The organism is Nocardioides sp., from assembly GCF_047606145.1.
Taxonomy (GTDB): domain Bacteria; phylum Actinomycetota; class Actinomycetes; order Propionibacteriales; family Nocardioidaceae; genus Nocardioides.
Genome location: NZ_JASGET010000109.1, coordinates 1 through 26,421 on the forward strand (window position 1 = coordinate 1; position 26,421 = coordinate 26,421).

The 26,421-nt window shown below is 68.1% G+C and carries 26 protein-coding genes and 1 tRNA gene; 19 read left to right on the top strand and 8 right to left on the bottom strand.

Annotated features, from left to right (window positions below; translation table 11 throughout):
• Positions 1-59: 59 nt before the first annotated feature.
• From QM638_RS13850 to QM638_RS13860, 3 genes are all read right to left on the bottom strand, one after another.
• On the bottom strand, positions 60-185 hold the full coding sequence (locus QM638_RS13850; RefSeq protein ID WP_415142640.1) for a hypothetical protein: 126 nt from the start codon (positions 183-185) through the stop codon (positions 60-62).
• Between the two features lie 305 nt (positions 186-490).
• Positions 491-904: a PPOX class F420-dependent oxidoreductase gene (locus QM638_RS13855; protein WP_415142642.1), complete on the bottom strand. Its 414-nt coding sequence runs from the start codon at positions 902-904 to the stop codon at positions 491-493.
• Positions 905-1,110: 206 nt separating this feature from the next.
• Positions 1,111-2,148, bottom strand: a complete 1,038-nt coding sequence (locus QM638_RS13860) for a metallophosphoesterase family protein (protein ID WP_415142644.1) — start codon at positions 2,146-2,148, stop codon at positions 1,111-1,113.
• 112 nt (positions 2,149-2,260) lie between these two features.
• Between QM638_RS13860 and QM638_RS13865 the strand changes: the two genes are divergently transcribed.
• The 11 genes from QM638_RS13865 to QM638_RS13915 all read left to right on the top strand — a co-directional run bounded on the left by QM638_RS13865 (position 2,261) and on the right by QM638_RS13915 (position 13,773).
• Complete coding sequence (locus QM638_RS13865; RefSeq protein WP_415142646.1) at positions 2,261-3,145, top strand: MurR/RpiR family transcriptional regulator; 885 nt, start codon at positions 2,261-2,263, stop codon at positions 3,143-3,145.
• A gap of 174 nt (positions 3,146-3,319) precedes the next feature.
• A complete protein-coding gene (locus tag QM638_RS13870) occupies positions 3,320-4,429 on the top strand; it encodes an ABC transporter ATP-binding protein (RefSeq protein WP_415142648.1) in 1,110 nt (369 codons plus the stop codon).
• 53 nt (positions 4,430-4,482) lie between these two features.
• Positions 4,483-5,883, top strand: a complete 1,401-nt coding sequence (locus QM638_RS13875; protein ID WP_415142650.1) for an ABC transporter substrate-binding protein — start codon at positions 4,483-4,485, stop codon at positions 5,881-5,883.
• Positions 5,884-5,915: 32 nt separating this feature from the next.
• Positions 5,916-6,659 (top strand): tyrosine-protein phosphatase, encoded by a 744-nt coding sequence (locus tag QM638_RS13880; protein ID WP_415142652.1) that lies wholly within the window; start codon positions 5,916-5,918, stop codon positions 6,657-6,659.
• Between the two features lie 26 nt (positions 6,660-6,685).
• A complete protein-coding gene (locus QM638_RS13885; protein ID WP_415142655.1) occupies positions 6,686-7,594 on the top strand; it encodes a metallophosphoesterase in 909 nt (302 codons plus the stop codon).
• Positions 7,595-7,631: 37 nt separating this feature from the next.
• Positions 7,632-8,576, top strand: a complete 945-nt coding sequence (locus QM638_RS13890) for a carbohydrate ABC transporter permease (RefSeq protein WP_415142656.1) — start codon at positions 7,632-7,634, stop codon at positions 8,574-8,576.
• Between the two features lie 12 nt (positions 8,577-8,588).
• Positions 8,589-9,521, top strand: a complete 933-nt coding sequence (locus QM638_RS13895) for a carbohydrate ABC transporter permease (RefSeq protein ID WP_415142658.1) — start codon at positions 8,589-8,591, stop codon at positions 9,519-9,521.
• An 804-nt stretch (positions 9,522-10,325) separates the two neighbouring features.
• Positions 10,326-10,907 carry a helix-turn-helix domain-containing protein gene (locus tag QM638_RS13900; RefSeq protein WP_415142659.1) on the top strand — a complete coding sequence of 194 codons (582 nt, stop codon included), beginning with the start codon at positions 10,326-10,328 and terminating at the stop codon, positions 10,905-10,907.
• A complete protein-coding gene (locus QM638_RS13905) occupies positions 10,904-12,187 on the top strand; it encodes an MFS transporter (protein WP_415142660.1) in 1,284 nt (427 codons plus the stop codon). Before QM638_RS13900 ends, QM638_RS13905 begins: the two co-directional genes overlap by 4 nt.
• Before the next feature lie 452 nt (positions 12,188-12,639).
• A complete protein-coding gene (locus QM638_RS13910; RefSeq protein WP_415142662.1) occupies positions 12,640-13,359 on the top strand; it encodes a hypothetical protein in 720 nt (239 codons plus the stop codon).
• Positions 13,360-13,371: 12 nt separating this feature from the next.
• A complete protein-coding gene (locus tag QM638_RS13915; RefSeq protein WP_415142664.1) occupies positions 13,372-13,773 on the top strand; it encodes a hypothetical protein in 402 nt (133 codons plus the stop codon).
• A gap of 129 nt (positions 13,774-13,902) precedes the next feature.
• Here the strand turns inward: QM638_RS13915 and QM638_RS13920 are convergent.
• A tRNA-Tyr gene (locus QM638_RS13920) sits at positions 13,903-13,984 on the bottom strand.
• A gap of 111 nt (positions 13,985-14,095) precedes the next feature.
• Between QM638_RS13920 and QM638_RS13925 the strand changes: the two genes are divergently transcribed.
• From QM638_RS13925 to QM638_RS13940, 4 genes are all read left to right on the top strand, one after another.
• Positions 14,096-14,587, top strand: coding sequence for a YajQ family cyclic di-GMP-binding protein (locus QM638_RS13925; protein ID WP_415142666.1), 492 nt, complete (start codon positions 14,096-14,098; stop codon positions 14,585-14,587).
• A gap of 36 nt (positions 14,588-14,623) precedes the next feature.
• Entirely contained in the window at positions 14,624-14,875 is a 252-nt protein-coding gene (locus tag QM638_RS13930; protein ID WP_415142667.1) for a hypothetical protein, read from the top strand.
• Positions 14,872-15,276 carry a PIN domain-containing protein gene (locus QM638_RS13935; protein ID WP_415142669.1) on the top strand — a complete coding sequence of 135 codons (405 nt, stop codon included), beginning with the start codon at positions 14,872-14,874 and terminating at the stop codon, positions 15,274-15,276. The genes QM638_RS13930 and QM638_RS13935 overlap by 4 nt, the downstream gene beginning before the upstream one ends.
• A gap of 156 nt (positions 15,277-15,432) precedes the next feature.
• Positions 15,433-15,891, top strand: coding sequence for an RrF2 family transcriptional regulator (locus QM638_RS13940; protein ID WP_415142671.1), 459 nt, complete (start codon positions 15,433-15,435; stop codon positions 15,889-15,891).
• Positions 15,892-16,010: 119 nt separating this feature from the next.
• On the opposite strand, the gene QM638_RS13945 is transcribed toward QM638_RS13940, so the two are convergent.
• From QM638_RS13945 to QM638_RS13960, 4 genes are all read right to left on the bottom strand, one after another.
• Positions 16,011-17,006 (bottom strand): sulfate/molybdate ABC transporter ATP-binding protein, encoded by a 996-nt coding sequence (locus QM638_RS13945; protein WP_415142673.1) that lies wholly within the window; start codon positions 17,004-17,006, stop codon positions 16,011-16,013.
• Positions 17,003-17,854, bottom strand: a complete 852-nt coding sequence (locus tag QM638_RS13950) for a sulfate ABC transporter permease (RefSeq protein WP_415142675.1) — start codon at positions 17,852-17,854, stop codon at positions 17,003-17,005. Before QM638_RS13950 ends, QM638_RS13945 begins: the two co-directional genes overlap by 4 nt.
• Positions 17,847-18,623, bottom strand: a complete 777-nt coding sequence (gene cysT, locus QM638_RS13955) for a sulfate ABC transporter permease subunit CysT (RefSeq protein ID WP_415142677.1) — start codon at positions 18,621-18,623, stop codon at positions 17,847-17,849. The genes QM638_RS13950 and cysT overlap by 8 nt, the downstream gene beginning before the upstream one ends.
• An 80-nt stretch (positions 18,624-18,703) precedes the next feature.
• Complete coding sequence (locus QM638_RS13960; protein WP_415142679.1) at positions 18,704-19,726, bottom strand: sulfate ABC transporter substrate-binding protein; 1,023 nt, start codon at positions 19,724-19,726, stop codon at positions 18,704-18,706.
• 257 nt (positions 19,727-19,983) lie between these two features.
• Between QM638_RS13960 and QM638_RS13965 the strand changes: the two genes are divergently transcribed.
• From QM638_RS13965 to QM638_RS13980, 4 genes are read left to right on the top strand one after another with little or no spacing between them, the layout of a single operon-like run.
• Positions 19,984-21,894: a 2-oxoacid:acceptor oxidoreductase subunit alpha gene (locus QM638_RS13965; protein WP_415142681.1), complete on the top strand. Its 1,911-nt coding sequence runs from the start codon at positions 19,984-19,986 to the stop codon at positions 21,892-21,894.
• Positions 21,891-22,934, top strand: a complete 1,044-nt coding sequence (locus tag QM638_RS13970) for a 2-oxoacid:ferredoxin oxidoreductase subunit beta (RefSeq protein WP_415142683.1) — start codon at positions 21,891-21,893, stop codon at positions 22,932-22,934. The genes QM638_RS13965 and QM638_RS13970 overlap by 4 nt, the downstream gene beginning before the upstream one ends.
• Positions 22,935-22,944: 10 nt before the next feature.
• Complete coding sequence (locus QM638_RS13975; protein ID WP_415142684.1) at positions 22,945-25,689, top strand: FtsX-like permease family protein; 2,745 nt, start codon at positions 22,945-22,947, stop codon at positions 25,687-25,689.
• A gap of 1 nt (position 25,690) precedes the next feature.
• Entirely contained in the window at positions 25,691-26,413 is a 723-nt protein-coding gene (locus tag QM638_RS13980; protein ID WP_415142686.1) for an ABC transporter ATP-binding protein, read from the top strand.
• The last annotated feature ends 8 nt before the right edge of the window (positions 26,414-26,421 follow it).

Consider the following 26,421-nt stretch of genomic DNA (forward strand, 5'->3'; position numbering starts at 1 on the left):
CCGATCCCGACGACCGGCCGGTCGTCGCCACCACCCCGATCCGTCTAGCTCCGTCTAGCTCAGCAGCACCACTGGTGCTCAGCGGTGACGGCCGTCTGCGGAGCCGCGACGACGGCGCCGACCCCGGCGAGAGCGGCGAAGGTGGCGAAGATGGCGGCGGCGGCAAGCTTGGTGCGAGTGAACATGAGAGCTTCTCCTGAGGGGGGATGTGTGGCAAATTCAGGCAACAGCGTATGGCGAATTTGCCATCCCGTCAGGTCCCCAGGCGCAACTGCACGCTCAAACTGGCCCGAAGATTTACCTTGATTTGACTACGCGGGGGGTCAGATATGACGTAGAGTTCTGTCAACACCGCGAGGCAACCCCTCCCCCGGCTGACCGGTGTTGCGAGAGCGTGAGTTGTGCTCCCAGGCATGAATCCGCAAGACGAAGCCCCCGCCGGCCAGGCGGGGGCTTCGTCTTTCTGCTCGTGCTCACGGTCCATCCGGTGCTATCGATCGACCCGGTGGACGGTGCGATGCGGGGTGAGGTCGCGTCGAGCCTCCGGCGTCTGTCCGCCGAGACTGCTCCATGAGATCGTCGGGGTGATCTTCATGATCAGCGCCGGCCCGAACCGGGTGTCGCGCTCGACCAGTTCGACGGTTCCGTAGACGCGGAGGAAGCGCGGCGTCCACGGGCTCGTGGAGACCAGGTCGTCGATCACGAGGGCGACCTTGGTGTTGCCGGCCTGGATGTTGCGGGTCCGGCGGGTATGGGTCGGATCGAAGCCGCCGACGTAGAAGTGCGTTCCGTCGAACTCGAACCCGACCGGCACCACGTCGGGTTGGCCATCCGCGGACACGGTGGCCACCCGGGCCAGCCGCTGGGAGCGGATGTAGGCGACCTCATCATCAGTGAACGACATCGCGGGATCTCCCTTCGATGACGGCACCCGGGGCCTGGGCGCCTTGGTGACAGCGGTCGGCCATGCCGACCACTGCGGCCTCATGACCCGCCCGGCAGTCTCACCCGACGGGTCCGGCCCTCGGGGGAACCAGGACGGACCAGCGGGACATTCCCGATCCGAAGACGCCGAGCGACGTGCTCCGACCACTCCTCGGGCCGGTCGGCTCAGGGAGCAGGAGCCGGTGCGGCCGGAGCCGCCAGCCTGATCGGCCCAGCGAGTGGCTTGACGTAGTCGAAAGCGCCGCCCTCCGCACCGAAGATCCCCTCCAGCACCACGTTCGCGATCTTCACCCCGTTCCGGGTGAGGCTCACCAGGGTGACGTGGTCCCAGTTGCCGTCCTCCTTGTCGGTCACCCAAACGCCGCCGGTCGAGCCGAGACGGATCCAGTCGCGGCCGTCGATGACCTCGCGCTTGTAGTTGTGGCAGTGCCCGCCGAAGACGGTGTAGTCACGATCACCCAACGCGGCGCACAGGGCCGTGAACTCCTTGCTGTCCTTGTCCTGCCAGCAGGGGATGTGCATGAAGACGAAGGTGTGCCGGACGTCCTGGTTCGCCGCCAGGACCGTGCGGGCCCACGCGAGCTGCTCGTCGGAGAACCGCGCCCCCATCGGACCCTCGACATGGTCCCGCTGCGAGGCGACGAACTCTCGAGGATCCTCCTGCACCTTCTTGTGCATCTTGTCGAGCAGAGCGGTGAACTCCTCCGGCGACATGCCGTGGGTCATCTCCTCGATGCTCGGCGGCGGGTCCTGGGTGTCCAACACGACGAAGAGCGTGTCACGGTAGCGCCACGCGTAGTAGAGCGCGCCGTAGCGACGCAACCACTCCGCGCGCATGACCTCGTTGGACACGTCGTGGTTGCCCGGAGTACGGAACAGCGGGGCATCGAGCGAGGAGGTGATGTCCTCGAACTCACGCCACTGTCCCCAGATCTCGTTGATGTTCTCGGTGTAGCCCTCGATGGTGTCGCCGACCTGCACCACGAAGTCGGGGTTGAACAGGTTGGTCGCTTCGATGGCCCGCTCGAAGACACCCTCGCGCGCGAACCCGGTGCGATCGGACAGGAGCGCGAACGTGAACTCCTCGGGCCGATCGGGCGCTGTGGTCAGGTCGGTATAGGGCCGCTGATCGGGTAGCGGACTCACGGTGAAGAGCGGGTTGGCCGTCGAGGTCTCGACGTGGGCAGGCTGTGGGGTGGTCATGCCTCGGACGCTAGGTCGGCGCCGTGAACGCCACTTCCATTCCATGTGAACATCGACCCAAGGAACGCAGTTCCATACCGCGGCGGACAACAGCCCCTCTTAAGGTACGAGCATGAGCGCCGCACCCCCGCCCCTCACTCCGCCGCTGGGCGGAACAGTCAGCTATATCGAGGCCCATGTCCCGGCCCTGATCCCCAGCGAGCAGCGCGTCGCCCGAGCCTTCGCGGAGCGGCCCGGTGAGATGGCCCTGCTCTCGGTCGCGGAGGTCGCCGAGCGTGCCGACACCTCGCCCAGCACCGTGATCCGGGCGTGCCAGAGTCTCGGCTTCCGGGGGTTCCAGCATCTACGGTTGCTCCTGCTTCGCGACGCGACGAGCAAGTCGCCGAAGATCCGTGAGACCAGCGGCCCCTCCGCCAGTTGGCTGCCCGAGTTCTTCCAGGTCACCAGCTCCGAGCTGCAGAACTCCTTCGGCGCCCTCGACTATGCCAAGTTCGACGAGGTCGTGAAGGCCATCGTCGCCGCCAAGCGGGTCCTCGTCCTCGGCAATGGCGGCTCCGCACCTGCGGCCAGCGTCATCGCGCTCGGTCTCATCTCGGCCGGCAAGGGCTGCGAAGCACCTGCCGATGCCGTCGCCCAACAGCTGACGGCCGCGACCCTGCGCGAGGGCGATCTCTGCGTGGCCCTGAGCAGTAGCGGCACCAACCAGGTCACCATGCAGGCCGCGGAGGCGGCCACCGGCACGGATGCCACACTCATCGGCGTTGCCGGATACGCACGTAGCCCCCTGGACGAGATCAGCACGATCAGCCTGGTCGCGGGCGCCCCGTCACCGCGCTGGGGCAACATCGGTGCCAACCTGGCCCAGATCCTCGTCGCGAATGCGATCGTCCGAGCGGTCGACGGGGCCCTGGGCGGCCGGGTCCTCGACAGCATGCTGGACCGCGTCGCGGCGCTCCTCGACCCCCCGAGCACATCCGAGCCGACCTCGCCCGACTGAGCGGGCCGGCTCCTCCCGGGGCATCACCCGAGGCCGCCAGTACTTCCCTCCCTCGTCACCGAGGCGACCACACGAGGCCTCTGCTCGTTCACTGTGACTCGCTTCCATTCCTTCCGTAACGGCATTCCACAGAACCGATCACTTGTGGAACACAATTTCACGGAAGGAGTCGCTGTGAGTCGTATCGAGATCGTGGGCCTCAGCCAGCAGTTCAAGGGCCACCGTGCCGTCGACGACGTCGACCTCACCGTCGAGGACGGAGACTTCGTCGTACTGCTGGGTCCCAGCGGTTGCGGCAAGACCACGCTGCTGCGGATGATCGCCGGGCTCCTGGATCCCACCAGCGGACGGATCCGCATCGACGGCAAGGACGTCACCCACCTGCCGGCGAAGAAGCGCAACCTGGCCATGGTGTTCCAGAGCTACGCGCTGTATCCGCACCTCAGCGTCGAGAAGAACCTCGCCTTCCCGCTCAACGTGCTCAAGATGTCCCAGGAGAAGAAGCGGCAGCGCGTCCACGAGGCGGCCACGGCCCTCGGACTGGAGGACCTCCTCCAGCGCAAGCCTCGCGAGCTCTCCGGCGGTCAGCGCCAGCGCGTGGCCGTCGGGCGGGCGCTGGTCCGCGAGCCCGGCGCCTACCTCATGGACGAGCCGCTCTCCAACCTCGACGCACGGCTGCGGACCAACACTCGCCAGGAGCTCACCGAGCTCCACGACCGGCTGGCCGCCACCTTCGTCTACGTCACCCACGATCAGGTCGAGGCGATGACCATGGCGACCAAGATCGTCGTCCTCAACGCCGGTCGGGTCGAGCAGATCGGCACTCCCCAGCAGATCTACGACGCCCCCGCCTCGGTCTTCGTCGCCGGCTTCGTCGGCTCGCCGCCGATGAACCTCGTCGACGGCGAGCTCAGTGCCCACGACGGCTTCGTGCAGGCCGACGCGATCGGCACGACCGCACGACTGTGGCCCGGCAGCTGCGAGCGGCACCCGGCGACCATCGGCTTCCGCGCCGAGCATCTCCGCATCGCAGACGCGGCGACCGGTGGCCTCCGTGTCGACGGCCTGGTCCACCAGGTCGAGAACCTCGGCAGCGAGCAGATCGTCTACGTCAAGGTCGGTGAGCTCATGGTCGTGGCGACGTGCGGCCGCGAGGTGCCGGTCGTCCGCGGCGAGAGGTTCGTCGCCGGCGTCGCCGCGAAGAACCTGCACCTCTTCGACAGGGCCACCGGTCGCCGCATGGAGTGGGTCGAGGACCCGATTCCGCTACTCGCCGGCGCCTGAACCTCCCCTCTCCCCTTCATTCCTTCGCTGACGAGATCAAGGAACGCACACTCATGTACCTCTCCACGCGCTTCACCACCGCCGCGGCGATGGCCGTCGCGACCTGCCTCACGCTGGCGGCCTGCGGCGGCTCATCGGTCGGCACCGCCAGCTCTACCTCCAGTGCCCTGCCGACGCTCGGCACCGACGACAAGGTGACCATCACCTTCGAGTCCTACAACGTGGCCCAGGGCGGGACCTGGGCCGACACCGTCGACGAGTTGATCAGCGGCTTCGAGGCCGAGCACCCGAACGTCACGGTCAAGGCACAGGCCCCGGCGAACCTGACCGGTTCGAACACCGCGTACGCCGCGAACCTGCAGGCCGAGATCCTGGCCGGCCAGGCACCCGATGTCGCCCAGGAGACCTTCGACGCACTCGACTGGATGGCGACCCAAGGCGTTGTCGACCCGCTCCAGGACGTCGTCGGAACCCAGGCCATCAAGGAGGCGTTCAACGGGAAGGACCTCAGCACGACCTATCCCGGCACCTGGCCGATGAACCAGAAGGCCCGCACCCTCGCCGACGAGAACGGCAAGACCTACGGCATGCCGTACGTCTTCTCCACCCCGGTGCTCTGGTACAACAAGACCGCTCTGGACAAGCTCGGCATCACGATGCCCGCGGCGCCCACGTGGGATGACATCGAGACGATCGGCAAGAAGCTGGTCGCCGCGGGCCACAAGACCCCGGTCAGCATCCCCTGCACCGTCACCGGGGGCGACTGGTGCATGCAGGGCATCATCAAGTCGGCCGGCGGCCACATCGTCAGCTCGGACAAGAAGACCATCCAGTTCGGCGACCAGGGCTCCATCGACGCGGTGACCGAGATGCGCAAGCTGTACGACGAGGGCATCCTGCTCAACACCGACGTCACCACGATGACCACTGCCTTCGCCAAGGGTCAGTCGCTCATCCAGCTCAACACCTCGAACGCGCTGGCCACCTTCACCGCCGGCGCCCAGGCCGGCGGCTGGGACCTGGCCGCGACCAAGATGCCCGCCTTCTCCGGCAAGACGCCGGCGCCGACCAACTCCGGCTCGGCGCTGTTCCTGGTGCACCAGGACGACCCCGACCAGCAGAAGCAGGCCGCGGCCTGGGAGTTCATCAAGTACATCACCGGTCCCGACGGAGTCGACGCCATCACCAAGGGCATCGGCTACGTACCCATCCGCGACACCATGGCCAGCGCCGCCGACGGTCCGCTGCACAAGTGGTACACCGCCACGCCCGGGGCCGAGGTGAACGTGGCCCAACTGCAGCAGTTGCAGCCCTGGGACGCCTACCCCGGCGACAACTACTCGCAGATCAGCAAGCTCTTCTCCGACGCCGTACAGAACTCCGTCTATCTCGGCAAGGACCCGAAGAGCACGCTGACGCAGGCGCAGAGCGACGCCCAGGCGCTGGTCAAGTAGCGCGAGCACGACGAGCCGAGGATAAGCATCCGATGACCGACATGGAGATCTCCCCGAGCCGGCGACTGCCCGTGGAGGGGACCTACAACCTTCGCCAGCTCGGCGGACTACGAGCCGGCGAGCGGACGGTGCGCCCGGGCAAGTTCTATCGCTCCGACGCGCTGGCGAACCTCACCCCGACCGGCAAGAGGTCCATCGCCGACCTCGGCATCCGGCTCGTCGTCGATCTGCGGACCGACGAGGAGACCGCCGCCGAGCCGACCCGGCTGGCGGAGCCCACGATCGTGCGCGCCCCGATCTTCGACTCCGGGATGCCGACCGTCATGCCGGACGAGCCCCACACCCTGGACACGGTCTACGACGCCATGCTCGACCGTCACGGGGCGCGGCTCACCAACGCGGTGCGCCTCATCGCGCACTCGGGGCAGGACGCCGTGCTCGTCCACTGCACAGCGGGCAAGGACCGCACCGGTCTGGTCGTGGCACTGGCGCTGCTGGCGGTCGACGTGCACCGCGACGACGTCGTCCTCGACTACAGCCACACCGAGCGGCACCTCGCCGGCGCCTGGGTCGACGCTATGCTCGCCAAGATGCACGCGGCCGGCTACTCCGCCGACACCAGTCTCCTCGCCCTGGTGAGCGCCAGCCCAGCCAGCCTCCTCGAGCGCATCGTCGACCGCTGGGAGCGCGAGTGGGGCTCCCCGCTCGGCTTCCTCCGAGCCCACGGCTTCACCGCCGACGACCACGCGGCACTTCGTGCCGCGCTCCTCAACTGACCACCTCTCCAAGGAGAAGAGCCATCATGAGCACCGACTACCCCGAGGCCAAGCACTACCTGCTACACCTCTCCGACACCCACTTCGTCGCCCGCGGCACCCATGGCGGCATGCTGCACGACGTCGTCGACCCCCAGGCCAACCTCGAGAAGATGTTCGAGGGTTTCGAGCGATCGAACTCGATGCCGAAGGCCATCGTGCTGACCGGCGACATCGCCGACACCGGCGAGCCCGAGGCCTACCAGCGCGTGCGCGAGGTCGTGGAGAAGTCCGCGGCCGCCTACGGCGCCCGGGTCATCTGGTGCATGGGCAACCACGACAACCGTGAGGCCTTCTACGAGAACCTGCTCGGCGTCGAACCCAGCGACGCCCCCTACGACACGGTATGGGATCTGGACGGCCTGCGGCTGATCGTCCTCGACACGACCGTGCCCGGCCAGCACTGGGGCGAGCTGAGCGACGCTCAGCTGGCCTGGCTCGCCGACGTCCTGGCCATCCCCGCCGAGGACGGCTCCATCATCGCCCTGCACCATCCGCCTGTCTGGAGTCCGCTCGGGCTCATCCGGCTCTTCGAACTGCGCGACCAGGACAGGTTCGCCGACGTCATCCGAGGCACCGACGTACGCTCCATCCTCGGCGGCCACCTGCACTACTCGACCCACTCGACGTTCGCCGGCATCCCGGTCTCGGTCGCCTCGGCCACCTGTTACACCCAGGACCTCCAGGTCGAGTTCCCCGCCGCCCGCGGCCAGAACGGCGCCCAGTCCTACAACCTCGTGCACGTCTACGAGGACCGCGTCCTGCACTCGGTCGTCCCGATCGGCGACTACCCGACGGCGTACACGATGAGTGGGGAGAAGCTCACCGCCTTCCTGGCGATGACGCCCGCCGAACAGCTCGCCGCGGTGAACGCCTCCGTGCAGAACGAGCACTGACCGCTCACAGCTCGAGGACCGTTGGGAAGGCCCCCTCATGTCGTTCACCATCACGCCCGCGCCCGGCCACGACGCGCACGAGCCGACCGCTACGGTACGACGAAAGCTCACCATCGCGCCGTACCTGTACATCGTGCCCGCCATCGCGCTGCTGATCTTCTGGATCTACCGGCCACTGGTCGAGACGTTCCAGCTGTCCTTCTACCACTGGAACCTGCTCCCGACCGCGGCCAAGCAGTCCGCCGGGCTGTCGAACTACGGCGCCCTGTTCCATGACCGGGAGCTGGGCAGGGCGGTCGTCAACACGATCCTCTACGTCCTCGCCTTCCTGGTCTGCTCCGTCGTCCTCCCGCTGGCCATCGCACTGATGTCCCGGCAGGTCAACGGGCGCGCCAGGACCATCTACCAGGCGCTGATCTTCGTGCCCCTCCTGGTGACTCCGGTCGCCACCAGCGCGGTGTGGCGCTGGCTCTTCGACCCCTACGACGGCATCATCGTGGTCGTCCTGCGCAAGGGTGTCGGGATCGACATCGGCAGCGTCTTCCGCAGCGACCACGGTGCTCTCATCGCGATCATCATCATCGTCGGCTGGCAGATGCTCGGCTTCGGCGTCCTGGTGATGACGGCCGGCATGGCGGGGATCAGCCCCGACTACGCCGAGGCTGCATCGGTCGACGGTGCGGGTGCTGGCCGGATCCTGTGGCGCATCACCGTCCCGCTGCTCTCCCCCACCATCCTCTTCCTGGTCCTGATGACGATCCTGCTCTCCGCGCAGTGGACCTATCCGATGATCGACGTCCTCACCCAGGGCGGTCCGAACAACGCGACCACGAACATCTACTACCTGCTCTACGAGATCGCGTTCAACAACTTCGACGCGGGCATGGCGGGCGCGGCCGGGACGGTCTTCTTCCTGGTCTTCGGTGTGATCGCGGTCGGCCTCGTCAGGGTCGCCGACAAGCTCGCCTTCTACGACAACTGATCGAGGTATCCCATGTCGTTCACCATCACCGAGCCGCACCATCGGAGACTCTCCCCCACCGGCGACGACCGGGTCCCCGAGAGTGTCCGGCAGCCGAAGGACGCCGAGAGCATGCCGGCGAGCGTCCGGGTCCGGAACCCGATCGGCGCCCGCATCACCGGTCACGTGGTGCTCACAGTCGTCGCCTTCGTCAGCATCTTTCCCATCTACTGGCTCTTCGCGACCGCCCTGCGCCGTCCGCAGGACGCCACCCGCTCCACCCTCGTCCCCTGGCCGATCAGCCTCGAGAACTTCACCCACGTATGGCATCAGATCCCGATTGGGGGGATGCTCTATCACACCTTCACCATGGCGCTGTGTGTCTCAGCGTGCCAGCTGTTCGTGGCCGTCTTCGCCGCCTACGGCTTCGCCATGTGGGACTTCCCGGGCAAGAGCATCCTCTTCCTGGTCTTCCTGGGCTCGTGGCTGGTGCCCTTCCAGGTCACGATGATCCCCAACTACGTCACCATCGCCCACTGGCAACTGCTCGGCACACTCGCCGGTGTGGTGGTCCCGAACATGTGCTCCGCCTTCGCGGTCATGCTGATGCGCCAGCACATGCAGGCCTTCCCCCGTGAACTGGTCGACGCGGCCCACATGGACGGGCGCAGCCACTGGGGCGTGTTGTGGAAGGTCGTCATCCCCAACATGCGACCCGCGCTCGCCGCGCTCGGCATCATGCTGTTCATCGAGGCGTGGAACAACTACCTCTGGCCGACCCTCGTCCTGGCCAAGCAGCCCGACTCCCTCATCCAGGTCGGCATCCGCTCGTTCCTCGGCGAGGCCGGCGACGACTGGGGGGCCATGATGGCCGCCGCGGGCCTGGCCTGCATCCCCATCTTCGGGATCTACATCTTCTTGCAGCGCTACATCGTCGACGCCTTCGTCCGCTCCGGCCTGCGCTGATCGGCCCGACGACCCAGAAGTCGCAGCCGACGTTGGCACGCCCCGGGCGACATTCAGATCGAGTTGTCCATCTGAAGCGCTCGGCATCGAGGCCCGCGAGCACGAAGGGAGTCCACCGGGACTGATCTGCGGCACGCCAGCGCCCTCACTCCGCGCCAGACTCCTGTCCGGGCAAGACTTGTACTTGTAGAGGCCGCGGACCGGTAGAGAGCCGGGTCCCAGCCGGCCGAAGGTCGCCACCAATGATGACAGCTGGACTTCGACTCCACCCAGTAGAGCTCTTCGGCCGGCCAGCTGGTCCCAATACCGTCGACAGAGCCTCAGCCAAAGACGATAGCCACACGCAGCGCGATGGCCAGGTGGTTGTTCCGGGTGCCCAGCGGGTCGAGCAGGACGAAGTTGCGGGCCTCGGTGAGGAACCTGCTCGATGCCAGCGCGGCGATCTGTTGCCGGACGCTGGTTGGGCGTCGAAGTCGAAGTCCTCCAGCGTCTTGACGCCAGGGAACCCGGCGGCACGGATCCGCAGGTCGCCGCCGGAGGCGTTGCAGGCCGATGCCTCGCGTTCCAACACCGTAGCGAGGTAGTCCTCGTGGGTCCGGCCCGCATCGCGGGGCCGGCCGGCCAGCCGGGCGGCCGCCTCGATTATCCGCGGGGCCTGTAACGCCGCAGCAAGGTCGGCCGCACCCGGATGCCGCTGGCCCACAGCAAGGTAGGTGATCTGCTTGACCGCCTCCGGACTCGCCACAGTCGCGGAGGATGCCAAGAGCCTTTGCAAATATGTTTTGCAAAGGTAGGTTGGAGCGCGTGACCGCGTCCCGAAGCATGTTCGAGATGACCCAGCCGGCATTCGCGGCCCTGGCGCACCCGATCCGGAGCCGGCTAATGAGTGCGCTGCAGATGGACGGGCCGGCCACCGCCACGAGACTGGCGACGCGGATCGGGGAGTCCAGCGGTTCCACCAGCTACCATCTCCGTCAACTCGCGGCGGTCGGGCTGATCGAGGAGGACACCGAGCGTGGGACGCGGAGGGAGCGCTGGTGGAAGCCGGCCCACGAGGGCGCGACGTGGAGCAACGCAGACTTCCTCGGGGATCCGGTCGCGCACGAGGCCTCGATCGCGGCCAGACGAAACTACTACGCCTGGCAGGCCCGACTCCTCGAGCAGCGGCTGAGGGAAGAGTCGACCTGGGACAAGGCCTGGGTAGACGCCGCCGCTGACTCCGACGACGCGTTTTTCCTTACCCCTGCCCAGGCCACGGCGATGTCGCGCGAGATCTGGGACGTTGTCCAACGCTTCCGCGCTGAGCAGGATACCGAGGCCCCCGACAGCACTCGAGTCATCTGGTTGCAGCACCTGGTGCCTGTATTCGGGGAGGCGCCGCTGTGACCGAGCTCAACGCACGTCAGCTGCTGCGCCGGTTCCTGCTTATCACAGCCACCCGGTGGCTGCCGGTCGGCCTCCTGGCGCCCGTACTGATCCTCTTGCCACTCCACCGGGGACTCGGTCTGGCCGAGACGGGCACCGCGTACGCCGTACAGGGGTTCGTGGTGCTCGCGCTGGAGCTGCCGACGGGCGGGTTCGCGGACTCCCTGGGTCGGCGCCCGGTGATGCTGGTCGCGACGATGATTGGCACCCTCTCCTATTGCCTGTTCCTGGTTGCCGACTCATTCTGGCTACTGGTGACGTTCTCGGTCTTGCAAGGGTTGCAGCGGTCGCTTGACAGCGGAACCCTCGAAGCCTGGTACGTCGACGCCGTGCACAAGATCGACCCGGACGCGCGGCTGGAGGGCGGGATGAGCGCGCAGGGCGCGGCGGTTGGTGCGGGTGTCGCCGTGGGCGCCGTCTTGAGCGGCGCGCTGGTCGCCCTCGACCCCGTGCCGGCGATCGGTGCCTTCGTAGTGCCGGTCGTGATCGGGCTGGTCTTCCAAACTCTCAGCACGGTCGCGGTTGTGGCGTGGATGCAGGAGCACCGCTTGGCCCGGGTGTCCGGTCTTGTGGCGTCGGTCTGGGAGACGCCGCGCGCCATCGGAGACGGAATCGCCCTGCTCCGCGGATCCCGCGTCCTGCTGGCGCTACTGTGCGTCGAACTGTTCTGGGGCTTCGGCATGGTCACGTTCGACAGCCTCCTGCCCGTGCGCCTGTCCGAGGTGAGCGGCGGGACGCAGACCGCCGCCTCGATCACCGGTCCGGCGATGTCCGCGGCCTGGGCCGCGTCCGCGGTCGGCGCGGCCACCGCCTCGTGGTTCGCGCACCGGGCCGGGACCGCGCTCACGGCCGGCTTCCTGCGCGTGCTGCAGGGCGGGCTCGTGGTACTGCTGGGCGCTCTCGGCGGCGTGCCTGGAATCCTGACGGCGTACCTCGCCTGCTACGTCGTGCACGGCTCCTCGAACGCACTGCACAGCGCGCTGCTCCACCGCCAGGTGGGGCCGAGGACGCGCGCCACCGTGATCTCGCTCAACTCGATGTTTGCCCAGCCGGCCGGCTCGATCGGGCTGATCGTCCTGACCGGTGTGGCCGATCAGATCTCGACCAGCGCCGCCATGTTCGTCGGCGGAGCCATCCTCGCCGTCGCCGCCCCGCTCTACCTGCCGGCGTGGCGACAGGAACGCGCAGCGCGTACGGCGAGCCCGGAGCCTGTGGTCACATCCCGCGTGAGCGCCGTCTGAGTCGCGCCAGGTCTGACAGACGCTGCGTCGGGTCGGCGACCATCGCCGCCGCCACGGTGCGGAGGTCGTCGATCAAGCGATCGGTGATCGCTTCGTCGAACAGGCCCGCGTCGTAGATGAGCTACGGCCGCCTGATGGGCAGCCGTGGTTGTCTGGGCCCCCGAAACGAACACTCGAAGGGCAGTCGCTCAAGGACTGTGCCTTTCGGCACCCCTCAAAGTGACGGTCGTGGCAGTGTCATCGGCGCGGCACCGCTTCAGCGGACAGCAAATCTGCACCCTGCGCGCCCGCTCTGAGGACATGGGCGAAGCGCTCGAAGAGTCCGGCTTCGGCACCTATCGCTGATGATCCTCTGCGACACCGGCGTGCTCCCCCCGAAGTGAGAGCGAGCCTCGCGACCAGACCTGATGCGTCATGATTGGGTGGCGGAACGACGATGGGAGGTGGATGCGATGACCGTTCTGGAAGCCGAGGCGTCGGTCGACAAGTTTCACGCGCCCCTCTACACGCAGGCTGAGGCGGCGCGCTTCCTCGACTTGTCTGAGTCCACGTTCAGGAACTGGGCGCGGGGCTACCACGCCGTGATCGATGGGCGCGAGGTCGACGGTGCGCCGATCCTGAGCACGGTCGAGCGAGCGGGATCCCGCGGGCCGAACATCCCCTTCGTGGGGCTCGCCGAGGGCTACGCGCTGTCCGCTATCCGCAAGGCCGGCGTGCCGCTCCAGCGGATCAGGCCAGCGCTGGAGCGCCTCGGCGCCGAGATGAACATCCACCACGCCCTCGCCTCCCAGCGACTGTTCACCGATGGCGCCGAGGTGCTGTTCGACTACGCAGCACGCACCGGCGGCGATGAAGCCGAAGCAGTGCGCGAACTCGTCGTCGTCAGGGACGGTCAGCGAGTCTTCAACGAGGTCGTCGACGGATACCTGCAGCAGATCACGTTCGGCGCCGACGGCTTCGCCACCGCTGTTCCGTTGCCCGGTTTCCGCAAGGCGCAGCTCGTCGCCGACGTACGCCGCTCGTTCGGCCAGCCGATCTTCCGGCACGGCGGTGTGCGGCTGGAGGACGCGGTCTCCCTGTTCAAGGCCGAGCGCGACATCGAGGTGGTGTCCGAGGAGTACGGCATTCCGCGCGCGGAGCTTGAGGACGCCTTGGCCGTCCTCGTGAACTGAGCGCCACCGCCGATGCCGGGTCCCCACTTCTTCATCGACAGGAGCCTGGGCCGAAAGCAGGTTCCCGTGGCGCTGCGCGAGGCCGGGTGGGACCTCGTGACACTGGCCGAGCACTACGGGATCCCTGCCGACGAGGCCGTTGAAGACGTCACCTGGCTGGAACTTGCAGGCCACCAGCGGTGGCCCGTGCTGATGAAGGACGAACGGATCCGCTATCGGCCAGCAGAGCGCGCCGCCGTGATTGGCCACGGCGTCCGAGCCTTCTATCTGACCTCCGGCAACCTGTCCGGTCGCCAGATGGCCGACCTCTTCATCGCGAACCAAGCCGCCATCTTTAGCCGCGCCGCCGAGGACGGTCCCGCATTGTTCGCCGTGTCGCCCAGCGGGGTCCGCGAGATCCCCCTGGACGACTGATGCGCAAGAACGAGGACACAAATAGGGCACAGATCCCCGCAACGAGCCGGCTGCAGCCGCAACCACCCGGAGATGCGAAACGGCCCGCTCCCAGCGTTGTCGCTGGTCACGGGCCGTTCGTGCTGCGGGTGGCAGGTGAAGGATTCGAACCTTCGAAGGCAAAGCCGACGGATTTACAGTCCGCTCCCATTGGCCGCTCGGGCAACCTGCCGGGGACGTGCTCCCCCACTTGGTGGGATCGCAACAGAACGGAACAATAGCGCAAGCGACGCCGTGGGTTGAAACCCGCGACGCCCCGTACGCCGACCCCGAAGGAGCAGCCATGGCCGACTCATCATTCGACATCGTCAGCAAGATCGACCGGCAGGAGGTGGACAACGCGCTCGGTCAGGCCGCCCGGGAGGTGGCGACCCGATTCGACTTCAAGGGCACCGGCGCCACCATCGCGTGGCAGGGCGAGAACGCGATCGAGATCAGCGCCTCGGCCGACGACCGCGCCAGCGCGGTGCTCGACGTCTTCCAGGGCAAGCTGGTCAAGCGCGGCCAGAGCCTGAAGATCCTCGACGCCTCCGAGCCGCGCCAGTCCGGCCAGCAGAGCAAGATCTCCATCGCCCTCAAGGAGGGGATCAGCTCGGAGAACGCCAAGAAGATCTCCAAGCTCATCCGCGACGAAGGCCCCAAGGGCGTCAAGGCCCAGATCCAGGGCGACGAGCTGCGCGTCTCCTCTAAGAAGCGCGACGACCTCCAGGCGGTCATCGCCCTGGTCAAGGATCAGGACTACGACTTCGCCGTGCAGTTCACCAACTACCGCTGACTCGTGTAACACGACTCTCGCGTTACACTGGTCTGCGTGACGAACCTGACGATCTCCGTAGGCGCTGAGACGCTGAAGCGCGCCCGGATGCGTGCGCTCGAACGCGGTGAGTCCGTCAACCAGTTCCTGGCCGAGCAGCTACGTCGCTATGCCGAGTCCGACGACGTCCCAGAGCGCCAGCGATCGACGAATGAGGCACTGGCCGAGTTGGCCGGCAGGATCGACCGTGGATCGGGCGGACGAGCATGGTCACGGGCCGAGTTGTACGACGAGCGACGCGTCCGGTGAGGGCATTCGTCGACACGAACGTCCTGGCCTATCGCCTCGATCCGGACGAACCGGGCAAGCATCGGCGGGCCATCGAATGGCTTGAGGGCGAGGCGACGCTGGTCGTGAGCAGCCAAGTCCTCATCGAGCTCCACTCGGTGCTCACCCGGCGCTTCCACCAGCCTCGATCGCTGGCGAGCGAGGTACTCGAACGGATCGACTACGAGACGGTGCCTACCGACCGGACTCTCGTCCTGCGCGCCGCCCGCACCGCGAGCGAGCACCAACTCAGCATCTTCGATGCCCTGATCCTCGAGGCCGCCGTCAGCGCCGAGTGCACCGAACTGTGGTCCGAGGACCTCCGCGGGGGCAGCGTTCTGCGCGGAGTGCGCATCGTCAACCCGTTCGACGGTGTCGCCTGAGCTCGTCACAGAGCGCGGGACGCCCTGCTTCACCGAGCCCTGCCGGAGGCGCCCGGAGGACATCTGCCCCTGCTCCACCGGTCCGCACCGGTCCGCGACACGTGTGATTCCACCTAGATCGAGTGAGTGAGTCGATTCATCTGCGAAACTAGGCTTGTGCGAGTCTCAGCCAAGTCCGATTACGCCCTGCGCGCGCTCATCGAGATGGCCGCCCGCGAAGACGGGAAGGCGGTCAGCGCCGAAGAGCTCGGCCGCGCCCAAGACATCCCCCACGGCTTCCTGCAGGCGATCCTGGCCGACCTGCGGAAGGCCGGGATCGTGATCTCGCAACGCGGCCAGTCCGGGGGCTGGCGCCTGGCGCGGACCGCCGAGTCGGTCTCGGTCGCCGACGTGATCCGTGCGGTGGACGGCCCGCTGGTCTCGGTGTACGGGCTGCGCCCGGAGGCGGTGACCTACAACGATCGGGCCGACGTGCTGCAGCACGTCTGGATCGCGGCTCGCGACTCGCTGCGCAGCGTCTTCGAGGAGGTCTCGATCGCGCAGCTCGCCACCCGCACGCTGCCCGAGGAGGTCACCTCGCGGACCGCCAACGACGAGGCCTGGCAGCCGCACTGACCACGCCGACGCCCCCGAAGACGCTTCGTTCCCGACGCCGAGGTCGCCGACGCGATCGTGCGGCCCGGCCCCGGCTGCGCCGTTGAAGCCGAGGCCGAGCGCACGTGTCGCCCGCGGGGTCAGGCCGGCCGGCTCCCCGCCAGGTCGACCACCGGCTCGCCGACGCTGGTGGCACCGGCCAGCGGGGAGAGGTAGACGGTTCTCCCCTCCTCCAGGCCGAGCTGACGGGCATGGGTCCGGGTCATCTCCACGGTGACCACCTCGCCGCTGTCGGTCAGCACGGTGAGACGCACCTCGAAGCCGATGCGCAGCACCCGCGAGATGGTGCCCTCGATCCCGCCGGCGCTGATCGGCCGGTCCGAGAGCTCGATGTCGTGCGGCCGGATCAGCCGTCCGCCCAGCGTCGTGACGTCCCCGAGGAAGCCCATCACGAAGTCGTTGGCCGGCTCGTCGTAGAGCTGGTCGGGGGTGCCGACCTGCTCGACCCGGCCCTGGTTGATCACCACGATCTCGTCGGCGACCTCGAGGGCCTCCTCCTGGTCGTGGGTGACGAAGACCGTCGTGACGTGCACCTCGTCGTGCAGCCGCCGCAGCCAGTCGCGCAGCTCCTTGCGGACCTTCGCGTCCAGCGCGCCGAAGGGCTCGTCCAGCAGCAGCACCGACGGCTCGACCGCCAGCGCCCGGGCCAGCGCCATCCGCTGGCGCTGGCCGCCGGAGAGCTGCGAGGGCAGCCGGTGTGCGAACTGGTCGAGGTGCACCAGCCTGAGCAGCTCATCGACCTTCTGCCTGATCTCCTGCTTGGGCCGCTTGCGAATCTCCAGTCCGAAGGCGACGTTCTTGGCCACGCTCATGTGCCGGAAGACCGCGTAGTGCTGGAAGACGAAGCCCACGTTGCGCTTCTGCGGCGGCAGGTGGGTGGCGTCGGCGCCTTCGATGACGACCGAGCCTTCGTCCGCGGTGTCCAGCCCGGCGATGATCCGCAGCAACGTGGACTTGCCGCCACCCGACGGGCCGAGCAGGGCGGTCAGCTGTCCGGTCGGCAGCGAGACGTTGATGTCGTCAAGGGCGACGAAGTCGCCGAACCTCTTGGAGACTCCGGATACCTCGATACTCATCTCTTCTCCTGTGCATCCTTGGCGCGCAGCAGCGCGACGACGATCAGGCAGGCGATGGCGGCGAAGACCAGCATGAACGCGATCGCGTAGGCCTGATCGAGGTTGTTGTTCTGATAGGCGCTCTCCACCGAGGTGGTCGCCGTGGCGGTGTGGCCGATCACGTGGCCGGAGACGACCTTCACCGCACCGAACTCGCCCAGCGACCTCGCCAGGCTGAGTACGACGCCGTACGCGACCGCCCAGCGGATGCCGGGCAGGGTGATCCGCCAGAACGACTGCCAGGCGTTGGCGCCCAGGCTGCGGGCGGCCTGCTCCTGGTCGTCGCCGAGCTCCTCGAGCACCGGCACGACCTCCCGGATGACCAGCGGCAGCGCGACGAAACAGGTCGCCATCACGATGCCCGGGAAGGCGAAGACCACCTCGATGCCCCAGGACCGCAGCGTCGGTCCGAACCAGCCGTAGACCGGGCTGTAGACGAGCATCAGCGCGAGCCCGACCACGACCGGCGAGGCGGCCAGCGGCAGGTCGATCAGCCACGACAGGAGCCGCTTGCCGGGGAAGTCGTAGCGCACCAGCAGGATCGAGATGGTCAGCCCGAAGACCAGGTTGATCGCCACCGCGATCACCGCCGCCTCGACCGAGAGCCACAGCGCGTGCACCACATCGGGGTCGGCCAGGGCCTGCTGGATCGAGGAGAAGCCGTGCGCGAAGGTGTCCTTGAACAGGTACACGGTGGGCCAGATCACCAGCATGAACAGGTAGCCGACGACCAGGATCCGGATCCCCCAGGTGATCGCCCGGGAGCGTCCGGACACGGTGCGGCTCGGCGCATGCGTCGTACTAGCCACGTCGTGCCATCCTTCGCTGGAGCACGTCGAGGACGACGATGGTCAGCAGGGCGATCACCAGCAGGATGATCGCGATCGCCGCCGCGGCCGCGGTGTTGCCGCCCTCGATGTAGGTGTAGGTCTTGGTGGCGACCACGTCGACGCCACGAGCGTTCATGCTGATCAGCACGACCGAGCCGTACTCGCTGACCGCACGGGCGAAGGAGAGCGAGGCTCCCGCGGTGATCGCCGGCACCAGGGACGGCAACACGATCCGGCGGATCGTGGTCGCCCGGGAGGCGCCGAGGGACGCGGCCGCCTCCTCGACATCGGTCTCCAGCGACTCCAGCACCGGCTGGACGGTGCGTACGACGAACGGCAGGGTCACGAACGCGATGGCGAGGACGACCCCGACCTTGGTGCCCGAGACGTCGATGCCCAGCGGGCTGCCGTTGCCATAGAGCGCGAGCAGCACCAGGCCGGCGACGATCGTCGGCATCGCGAACGGGACGTCGATCAGCAGATCGAGCAGCGTCTTGCCCCAGAGCCGGTCACGGACCAGCACCCAGGCGATCAGGGTCCCCATCACCGCGTTGACGACGGTGACCAGGACCGCGGCGATCAGCGTCAGCCGCAACGCCGCCAGCGTGCTGGAGTTGGTGAGCACGTCGTGGAACGTCTCCCAGCCGCCTCCGCTCGCCTTGACCACGACGGCGGCGACCGGGATCAGCACCAGCAGGCTGAACCAGATCATCGTCAGGCCGAGACCGAGCCCCGCCGACCGCGTCAACCTCCGCCCGCCACGGGCACGGCGGCCCCGGCTCGGTCGAGCCGGTGCCGCCGTGTCGTCGGGAAGTGTCAGGGCCGACATCAGAACCCTGCGTCGCTCTGGATCTTGGTCAGGATGCCGTCGTCCTCGTCGAAGTACTTCGTGTTGGCCTTGTCCCAGCCGCCGAAGTTCTTGTCGATGGTGAGCAGCTTCTCGACCGTCGGGAACGGGTCACTGGGATCCATCGCACCCTTGACGGTGACGTCGCCGACCTTGCTCGCCACGTTGTCCAGCGGGCGGTAGCCGGTCGCGGCGTACTCCTTCTGGCCGGCGACGCTCTTCTGGAACGCCATCCAGTCGGTGGCGGCATCGGAGTGATCCTTCAGCAACGCGCAGGTGTTCTGGATCAGCAGGTCGCTGTCCGGGACGACGTAGTCGAAGTCGTCGCCGTCCTGACGCCCGAGGATCGCCTCGTTCTCGTAGGAGATCAACACGTCGCCCTTGCCACCGGTGAAGGTGCTGGTCGCCTCGCGGCCGCTGGCGGGCATCGCGATCACGTTGTCGTAGAACTTCTTCATGTAGGCCTGCGCCTCGGCGTCGCTGCCGCCGTCGGCGAGCACGGAGCCGTAGGCGGCCAGCAGGTTCCACTTCGCCGAGCCGGAGGAGGCGGGGTCGGGGGTGACGATCTGGACGCCGGACTTGGTCAGGTCGGACCAGGTCTTGATGTTCTTCGGATTGCCCTTGCGGACCACCAGGACCACGACCGACTGGGTGCACACCCCGTCGGTGGCGTTGTCCTTCCAGTCGCTGTCCACCAGGCCGGCGTCGACCAGTCGGGTGACGTCGGGCTCGAGCGAGAGGTGGACCTCGTCCGCCTGCTGGCCGGCCTCGACCGCCCGGGACTGGTCTCCCGAGGCGCCGTACGACTCCTTGAACGTCACGTCCTTGCCGGCGTCGGTTTGCTGGAAGGCCTTCTCCACTCCCTGGTTGGCCTCCTCCAGCACCGAGTAGCCCACGATGCTGACGGTCTTGGCGTCGCTCGCGCTCCCACCACCGCCACCACACGCGGTCAAGGCCAGCACCCCGACGACAGAAAGAGCCGCCGCAGCCTTGATCTTCAACATGTGTGTCCTCTTCTCTCCGGGTGACTCCCGCCCGAGCGGGCTCATCGCATTGTGATGAATCTCGTGCACTCTAGTCGAGTTAGGAGAGTCTATGCGAATTGTCGGCGTGTTGCGGCGAAACTCACGGAGTGGACCGGTCGCGGGCCACCTCGGTGGCGCTTCCGGTCGTCCGACAGCGGATACGTACGCCGATAGCGCCGCCGGCCGGACTAGGGTCGTGATCAGAGGCCGAGAGAACCCGAGAGACGAGGTGCCAGGTGCCCGACCAGGTGCAGCCGAAGACGACCCAGCGGTTGTCCGAGGTGGTGATCCGGTTCGCGGGTGACTCGGGCGACGGGATGCAGTTGACCGGCGACCGGTTCACCCAGGAGTCGGCGGTGTTCGGCAACGACCTGGTGACGCTGCCGAACTTCCCGGCCGAGATCCGGGCGCCGCAGGGGACGCTGCCGGGGGTGTCCTCGTTCCAGGTGCACATCGCCGATCACCAGGTGCTGACGCCCGGGGACGCACCCGACGTGTTGGTGGCGATGAACCCGGCGGCGTTGCGGGCGAACCTGGGTGACCTGCCCAAGGGGGCGGTGGTCATCGTGGACACCCACGACTTCACCGCGCGGAACCTGGCGAAGGCCGGATATGCGGAGAATCCGCTGGCCGGCGCGGAGGGGCAGCCCGATCCGCTGGCCGACTATCGGGTCCATCCGGTGGATCTGACCGGGATCACGGTGGCCGCGGTGGCCGAGTACGGGCTGTCGCGCAAGGATGCGGCCCGGGCGAAGAACATGTTCGCGCTGGGACTGGTCTCGTGGATGTACGGACGACCCACCGAGCCGACCATCGGGTTCCTGGAGCGGCGGTTCGCGAAGGCTCCGGAGATCCGGGACGCGAACATCGCCGCCTTCAAGGCGGGGTGGGCCTTCGGCGAGACCACCGAGTCGTTCGCCTCGTCGTACGAGATCGCGCCGGCACCGATGCCGGCCGGGGTGTATCGCAACATCACCGGGAACCTGGCATTGGCCTACGGGATCGTGGCGGCCGGCGTGCGCTCGGGCCTGCCGGTCTTCCTCGGCTCGTATCCGATCACCCCGGCCTCCGACATCCTGCACGAGCTGGCCAAGCACAAGTCAATGGGGGTGACCACCTTCCAGGCCGAGGACGAGATCGCCGGCATCGGCGCGGCGCTGGGGGCCTCCTACGCCGGGGCGCTGGGAGTGACGACGACCTCGGGGCCGGGGATCGCGTTGAAGTCCGAGGCGATCGGGTTGGCGGTGATGACCGAGCTGCCGTTGCTCGTCGTCGACGTGCAGCGCGGCGGGCCCTCGACCGGGTTGCCCACCAAGACCGAGCAGGCCGATCTGCTCCAGGCCATGTACGGCCGCAACGGGGAGGCACCGGTGCCGATCATCGCGCCGGCCTCGCCGGGCGACTGCTTCCACGCCGCCCTCGAGGCCGCCCGGATCGCCATCACCTACCGCACCCCGGTGATGCTGCTCTCCGACGGGTACCTGGCCAACGGCTCGGAGCCTTGGTCGATCCCGGAGATCGCCGACCTGCCGGCCATCAGGCCGGGCTTCGCCCGCGCCGAGACGAGCGGTGAGGGCAGCGAAGGCAGCGAGGCGTTCGCGCCGTACGCCCGCGACCCCGAGACGCTCGCCCGGCCCTGGGCACTGCCGGGCACGCCCGGGCTGGAGCACCGCATCGGGGGGCTGGAGAAGGCCGACGGCACCGGCAACATCTCCTACGACCCGGCCAACCACGATCTGATGGTCCGCACCCGCGCCGCCAAGGTGGCCCGGATCGCCGAGTCCCTGCCGCCGCTGGAGGTCGACGACCCCGCCGACCCCGCCGGCCGAGGCGCTCGGGTACTGGTGGTCGGGTGGGGCTCGACCTACGGGCCGATCGGTGCCGCGGTGCGCAGCGCGCGGGCCGACGGTCACCAGGTGGCCCGGGTCCACCTGCGCCACCTCAACCCGTTCCCCCGGGACCTGGGCGACATCCTCCGCCGGTACGACAAGATCCTGGTCCCCGAGATGAACCTGGGCCAGCTCTCCCGGCTGCTGCGCGCGGAGTACCTGGTCGACGCGGTCGGGTACAACGTCGTACGCGGCCTGCCGATCGCCTCCGCGGAGCTCGCCGACGCCATCGCGACCCTGGTCAAGGAGATCTCATGACGACCGACCAGCACACCCAGCACCCCACCGGCCCCACCGAGCTGGGGTTGCCCGCGCCGTGGTCGGGCACCGAGCTGGTGCCGGCCCACGACGGCGAGCAGCCGCAGTCCGCGAAGGCGTACACCAGCGACCAGGAGGTCCGCTGGTGCCCCGGCTGCGGCGACTACGCGGTCCTCAAGGCGGTGCAGAGCTTCCTGCCCGGCCTGGGACTGCGTCGGGAGAACATCGTGTTCGTCTCCGGCATCGGCTGCTCCTCCCGGTTCCCCTACTACCTCGACACCTACGGCATCCACTCCATCCACGGTCGCGCCCCCGCCATCGCCACCGGCATCGCGGTGGCCCGCCGGGACCTGTCGGTGTGGGTCGTCACCGGCGACGGCGACGCGCTCTCCATCGGCGGCAACCACCTCATCCACGCCCTGCGCCGCAACGTCAACATGACGATCCTGCTGTTCAACAACCGCATCTACGGCCTGACCAAGGGGCAGTACTCCCCCACCAGCGAGGAGGGCAAGGTCACCAAGTCCACCCCGGCCGGCTCGCTCGACCATCCCTTCAACCCCATCTCCCTGGCCATCGGCGCCGAGGGCACCTTCGTGGCCCGCACCATCGACTCCGACCGCAAGCACCTCACCGCGGTGCTGTCGGCCGCCGCGGCCCACCGGGGCACGAGCCTGGTCGAGATCTACCAGAACTGCCCCATCTTCAACGACGGCGCCTTCGACGACCTCAAGGGCCCCGACGCCGGCGACCGCCTGCTCCGCCTCGAGGCCGGCCTCGAGGTCACCGCCCAGACCCCCACCGGCCCACGCACCTGGCGGCACGACCCCACCAGCCAGGACCCCTCCGACCAGTTCGCCCTCTCCCGGCTCGACGCACCGGTCCCCATCGGCATCTTCCGCCAGGTCACCCGACCGACGTACGACGACCAGGCGCGCGCCCAGCTCGACCAGGCGCGCGCCACCGCCCCGCAGGACGACGCCCCGGAAGAGGCGTTGGACAGGCTGCTGCACGCCGGCGACACCTGGGTCACCGCCTGAGGCGGTCCTGATGTGGTCCCTGGCGTGGCGTCGGCTGCAGCATCGTGGCGCCCGAACGCTCGTCTTGGGGTTCGCGATCCTGGTGGCGGCGACGGGGTTCACGGTGCTGACGGCCTCGTCGAACGCGACGAGGTTGCAGACCATCGGCACGGTGCGCAAGGAGGCCTCCTCGACCTACGACATCTTGGTCCGCCCGTCGGGCTCGCGTTCCAAGCTGGAGGAGAGCGAGGGCGAGGTGCAGCCCGGGTTCCTCAACGGCATCTACGGGGGGATCACGATGGCGCAATGGCGCCAGATCCAGCACCTCAGCGGTGTCGAGGTCGCGGCCCCGATCGCCATGCTGGGCTACGCCTACCCGTCCTTCGTACTACCCATCGACACCCGCGGGGCATGGTCGAAGCACGGCGCCTCGGTAGCGCGGGTGGACGTCACCTGGTCCGGCGACAACGGGTTGACTCTCACCCACGCCACACCCGACTACGCGATCGTCACCGGCAAGGCGTTGGAAGACAACACCGGCGACAGCGTGTACGAGGGGTACTGGCACTACGTGGACTCGCACGGCGACGACCACAACATATGTCCCCACAATATGTTCTCGGAGGACCAGCGTCCGGAGTCCAAGGCGTCCTGGTTGGACTGCTTCTCCCGGACGCGGGGAGGCTTGAGCGACGTCTCGCTGTGGAAGCACAAGTACCGCGTCTACCACTATCTGGGTGTCGAGGTGCAGTTCTCGATGCCGTATGTGGTGGCTGCGGTGGACCCTGCCAGTGAGGATGCGCTGGTCGGGCTCGACGGTGCGCGCTCGTCGGGGAAGTCCCTGGTGGGTGCGACGACGAACTATCCCGGCGCCTGGGGGCGGCGCGGACTGCCGGTGCTGGCCTCCGACGACTTCGCGGTCTCCGAATCGGCGCGCGTGACCATCTCCACCCTGCCGGCGGCAGCCGCCCGAGCCGTGATGGCGGGGAAGAATGCAGCGGCTTTGAGTCATTACCGTGGACGGAGGTACTCCACGACGACGGTGTCCGCCAAGGACGCCCACCAGCTGCTGATGAAGGAGTTCCGCACCGCGAAGCCGCACATCTCGCCGGGCAGTCTGAGCAAGCAACTGCCGGGCGAGGTGACCCAGTTCGTCAAGGTCAGTCAACCGCGCTACCAGTCGACCTCGCGCGGACTGCGGGTCGAACTGTCGCCCTCCTCGGTGACCGGCACCTACAACAACCCGTTGTCGTCGGTCGCCGCCAGCGACGAGCCGGTGGCCCGCACGACCACACTCTCCCACGGACCCAGCACCGAGACGCAGCAGTACCGACCGGTCACCCTGCGGTTGCGTGGGACCTTCGATCCTGCCCATCTGACCCACATCAGCGACCTGACCGACAAGACGCTCGCCGGCTACGCCACCGCACTGAGCAAGGGCGCCGACGCGGCAAGCAGGAAGGCGCTGGGCGACCAGCCGCTCCATCCCTCCAACAATGCCGCCGGCCTGGTGCAGTCCGCACCCACCATGATCACCTCCCTCAGCGCCGCCAACGAGCTGATGCAGGGCTGGGACGGCTTCGACCAGTCGGCACCTATCTCCGCCATCCGCGTCCGGGTCGAGGGCGCCGGGATCTACGACGACGCGGCGCGAGAGCGCATCAGGCTCACCGCGCAACGCATCCAGGAGAAGACGGGGCTCGACGTCGACATCACCACCGGAGCCTCGACCACGACCCAGGCGGTCACCCTCCCCCAAGGCAAGCACGGCCGGCCAGAGCTGCACCTGACGCAGTCCTGGGTGAAGAAGGGCGTGGCGACGGCGATCCTCAAGGCGGTCGACAAGAAGTCCCTGGTCCTGTTCAGCCTGGTGCTCCTGGTCTCAGCGCTCTCCATCGCCAACGCCACCGTTGCGAGCGTCCGGGCACGCCGTACCGAGCTCGGTGTGCTGGCCTGCCTGGGATGGCGGCGATCCGACCAATTCCGCTCGGTCCTCTACGAGCTCGGGATGGTGGCCTGTGTCGCCGGCATCCTCAGCGTCGGGCTGGCACTGGGTCTGGGACAGATCGTCAACACACCGGTCTCCCTCAGCCGGGCGCTGCTCGCCCTGCCGGCGGCGCTCGCCGTCGCGCTCCTCGCCGGCGCCGCCCCCGCCCTGCTCGCCGCACAAGCCGACCCGATAGCCGCGGTCCGGCCCGTGGTGAGCGAGTTGCGCCGGCCGCATCGTGCCAAGCACATCGTCGGGCTCGCCGGGCTCAACCTCACGCTCACCAAGACCCGGGCCGCCCTCGCCGCCGCCGGCCTACTGATCGCGGTGGCCACCACCACCACGCTGGTGGCCATCATGCTCGGCTTCCAAGGCGCGGTGGTCGGCACCGTCCTCGGCGACACGGTCACCGTGCAGACCCGAACCGCCGACTACGCCGCCACCGCAGCCACCCTCCTACTGGCATGCCTGGGCGTCACCAACGTGATGTACCTCAACATCCGCGACCGCGGCATCGAGATCGCCACCCTGCGCGCCGTCGGCTGGAGCGAACACAACCTGGCAGCCCTGCTCACCGCCGAGGGCACCATGATCGGACTCCTGGGCACCGTGCCGGGCGTACTGCTCGGCCTCTGCGGAGCCATCCTCCTCGCCGGCACCCTCACTCCCACCATGCTCACCGGCGCGCTGCTCGCCTGGCTCCTCGGCACCGTCCTCGCCGGCCTGTCCGCGTACGCCGCCACCGTGCTGGTACGCCGACTGCCCACCGCCGACCTACTCACGGAGTGATATGACCACCCCCGACCAGCCAGATCGGCCCGACGAACCCGTGATCAGGGTTCGCGGCCTCCGCAAGGCGTTCCACACGATCGACGCCGACATCGTCGCCGCCGATGACATCGACCTCGACGTACACCGCGGCACCCTGACTGCGCTCACCGGCCCGTCCGGATCCGGCAAGTCGACGCTGCTCCATCTCATCGGGGCGCTGGACAGCCCCGACGCCGGCGAGATCACCGTCGACGGTGTCACCATCACCGACCTACCCGCCAAGCGGCTCCCCGGCTACAGGCTCAGCATCGGCTTCGTCTTCCAGAGCTTCCACCTGCTGCCCACCCTCTCCGTCATCGACAACGTCACAGTGCCGCTGCTGCCTCGAGGCATCAAGGATCACGACGTCCGGCGGGCCGAGGAGCTGATTCGCGCGGTCGGACTCGATGGACGCGAGAACCAGGCCGCCACCAAGCTTTCCGGTGGCCAGCAGCAGCGCGTCGCGATCGCCCGCGCACTCATCAACAAGCCCGCCATCGTGCTGGCCGACGAGCCCACCGGCAACCTCGACACCCACACCAGCGAAGAGATCATCCGCCTGCTGTTCGAGCTCCGCGACGACTACGGAGCCACGCTCCTCATCGCAACCCACGATCCCGACATCGCCAAGCGCTGCGACAACGTCGTCCACCTCCGAGACGGTCGACTGCTCCCCAGCCCTGGATCCGCCGATCAGGGTTAAGCGCTGAG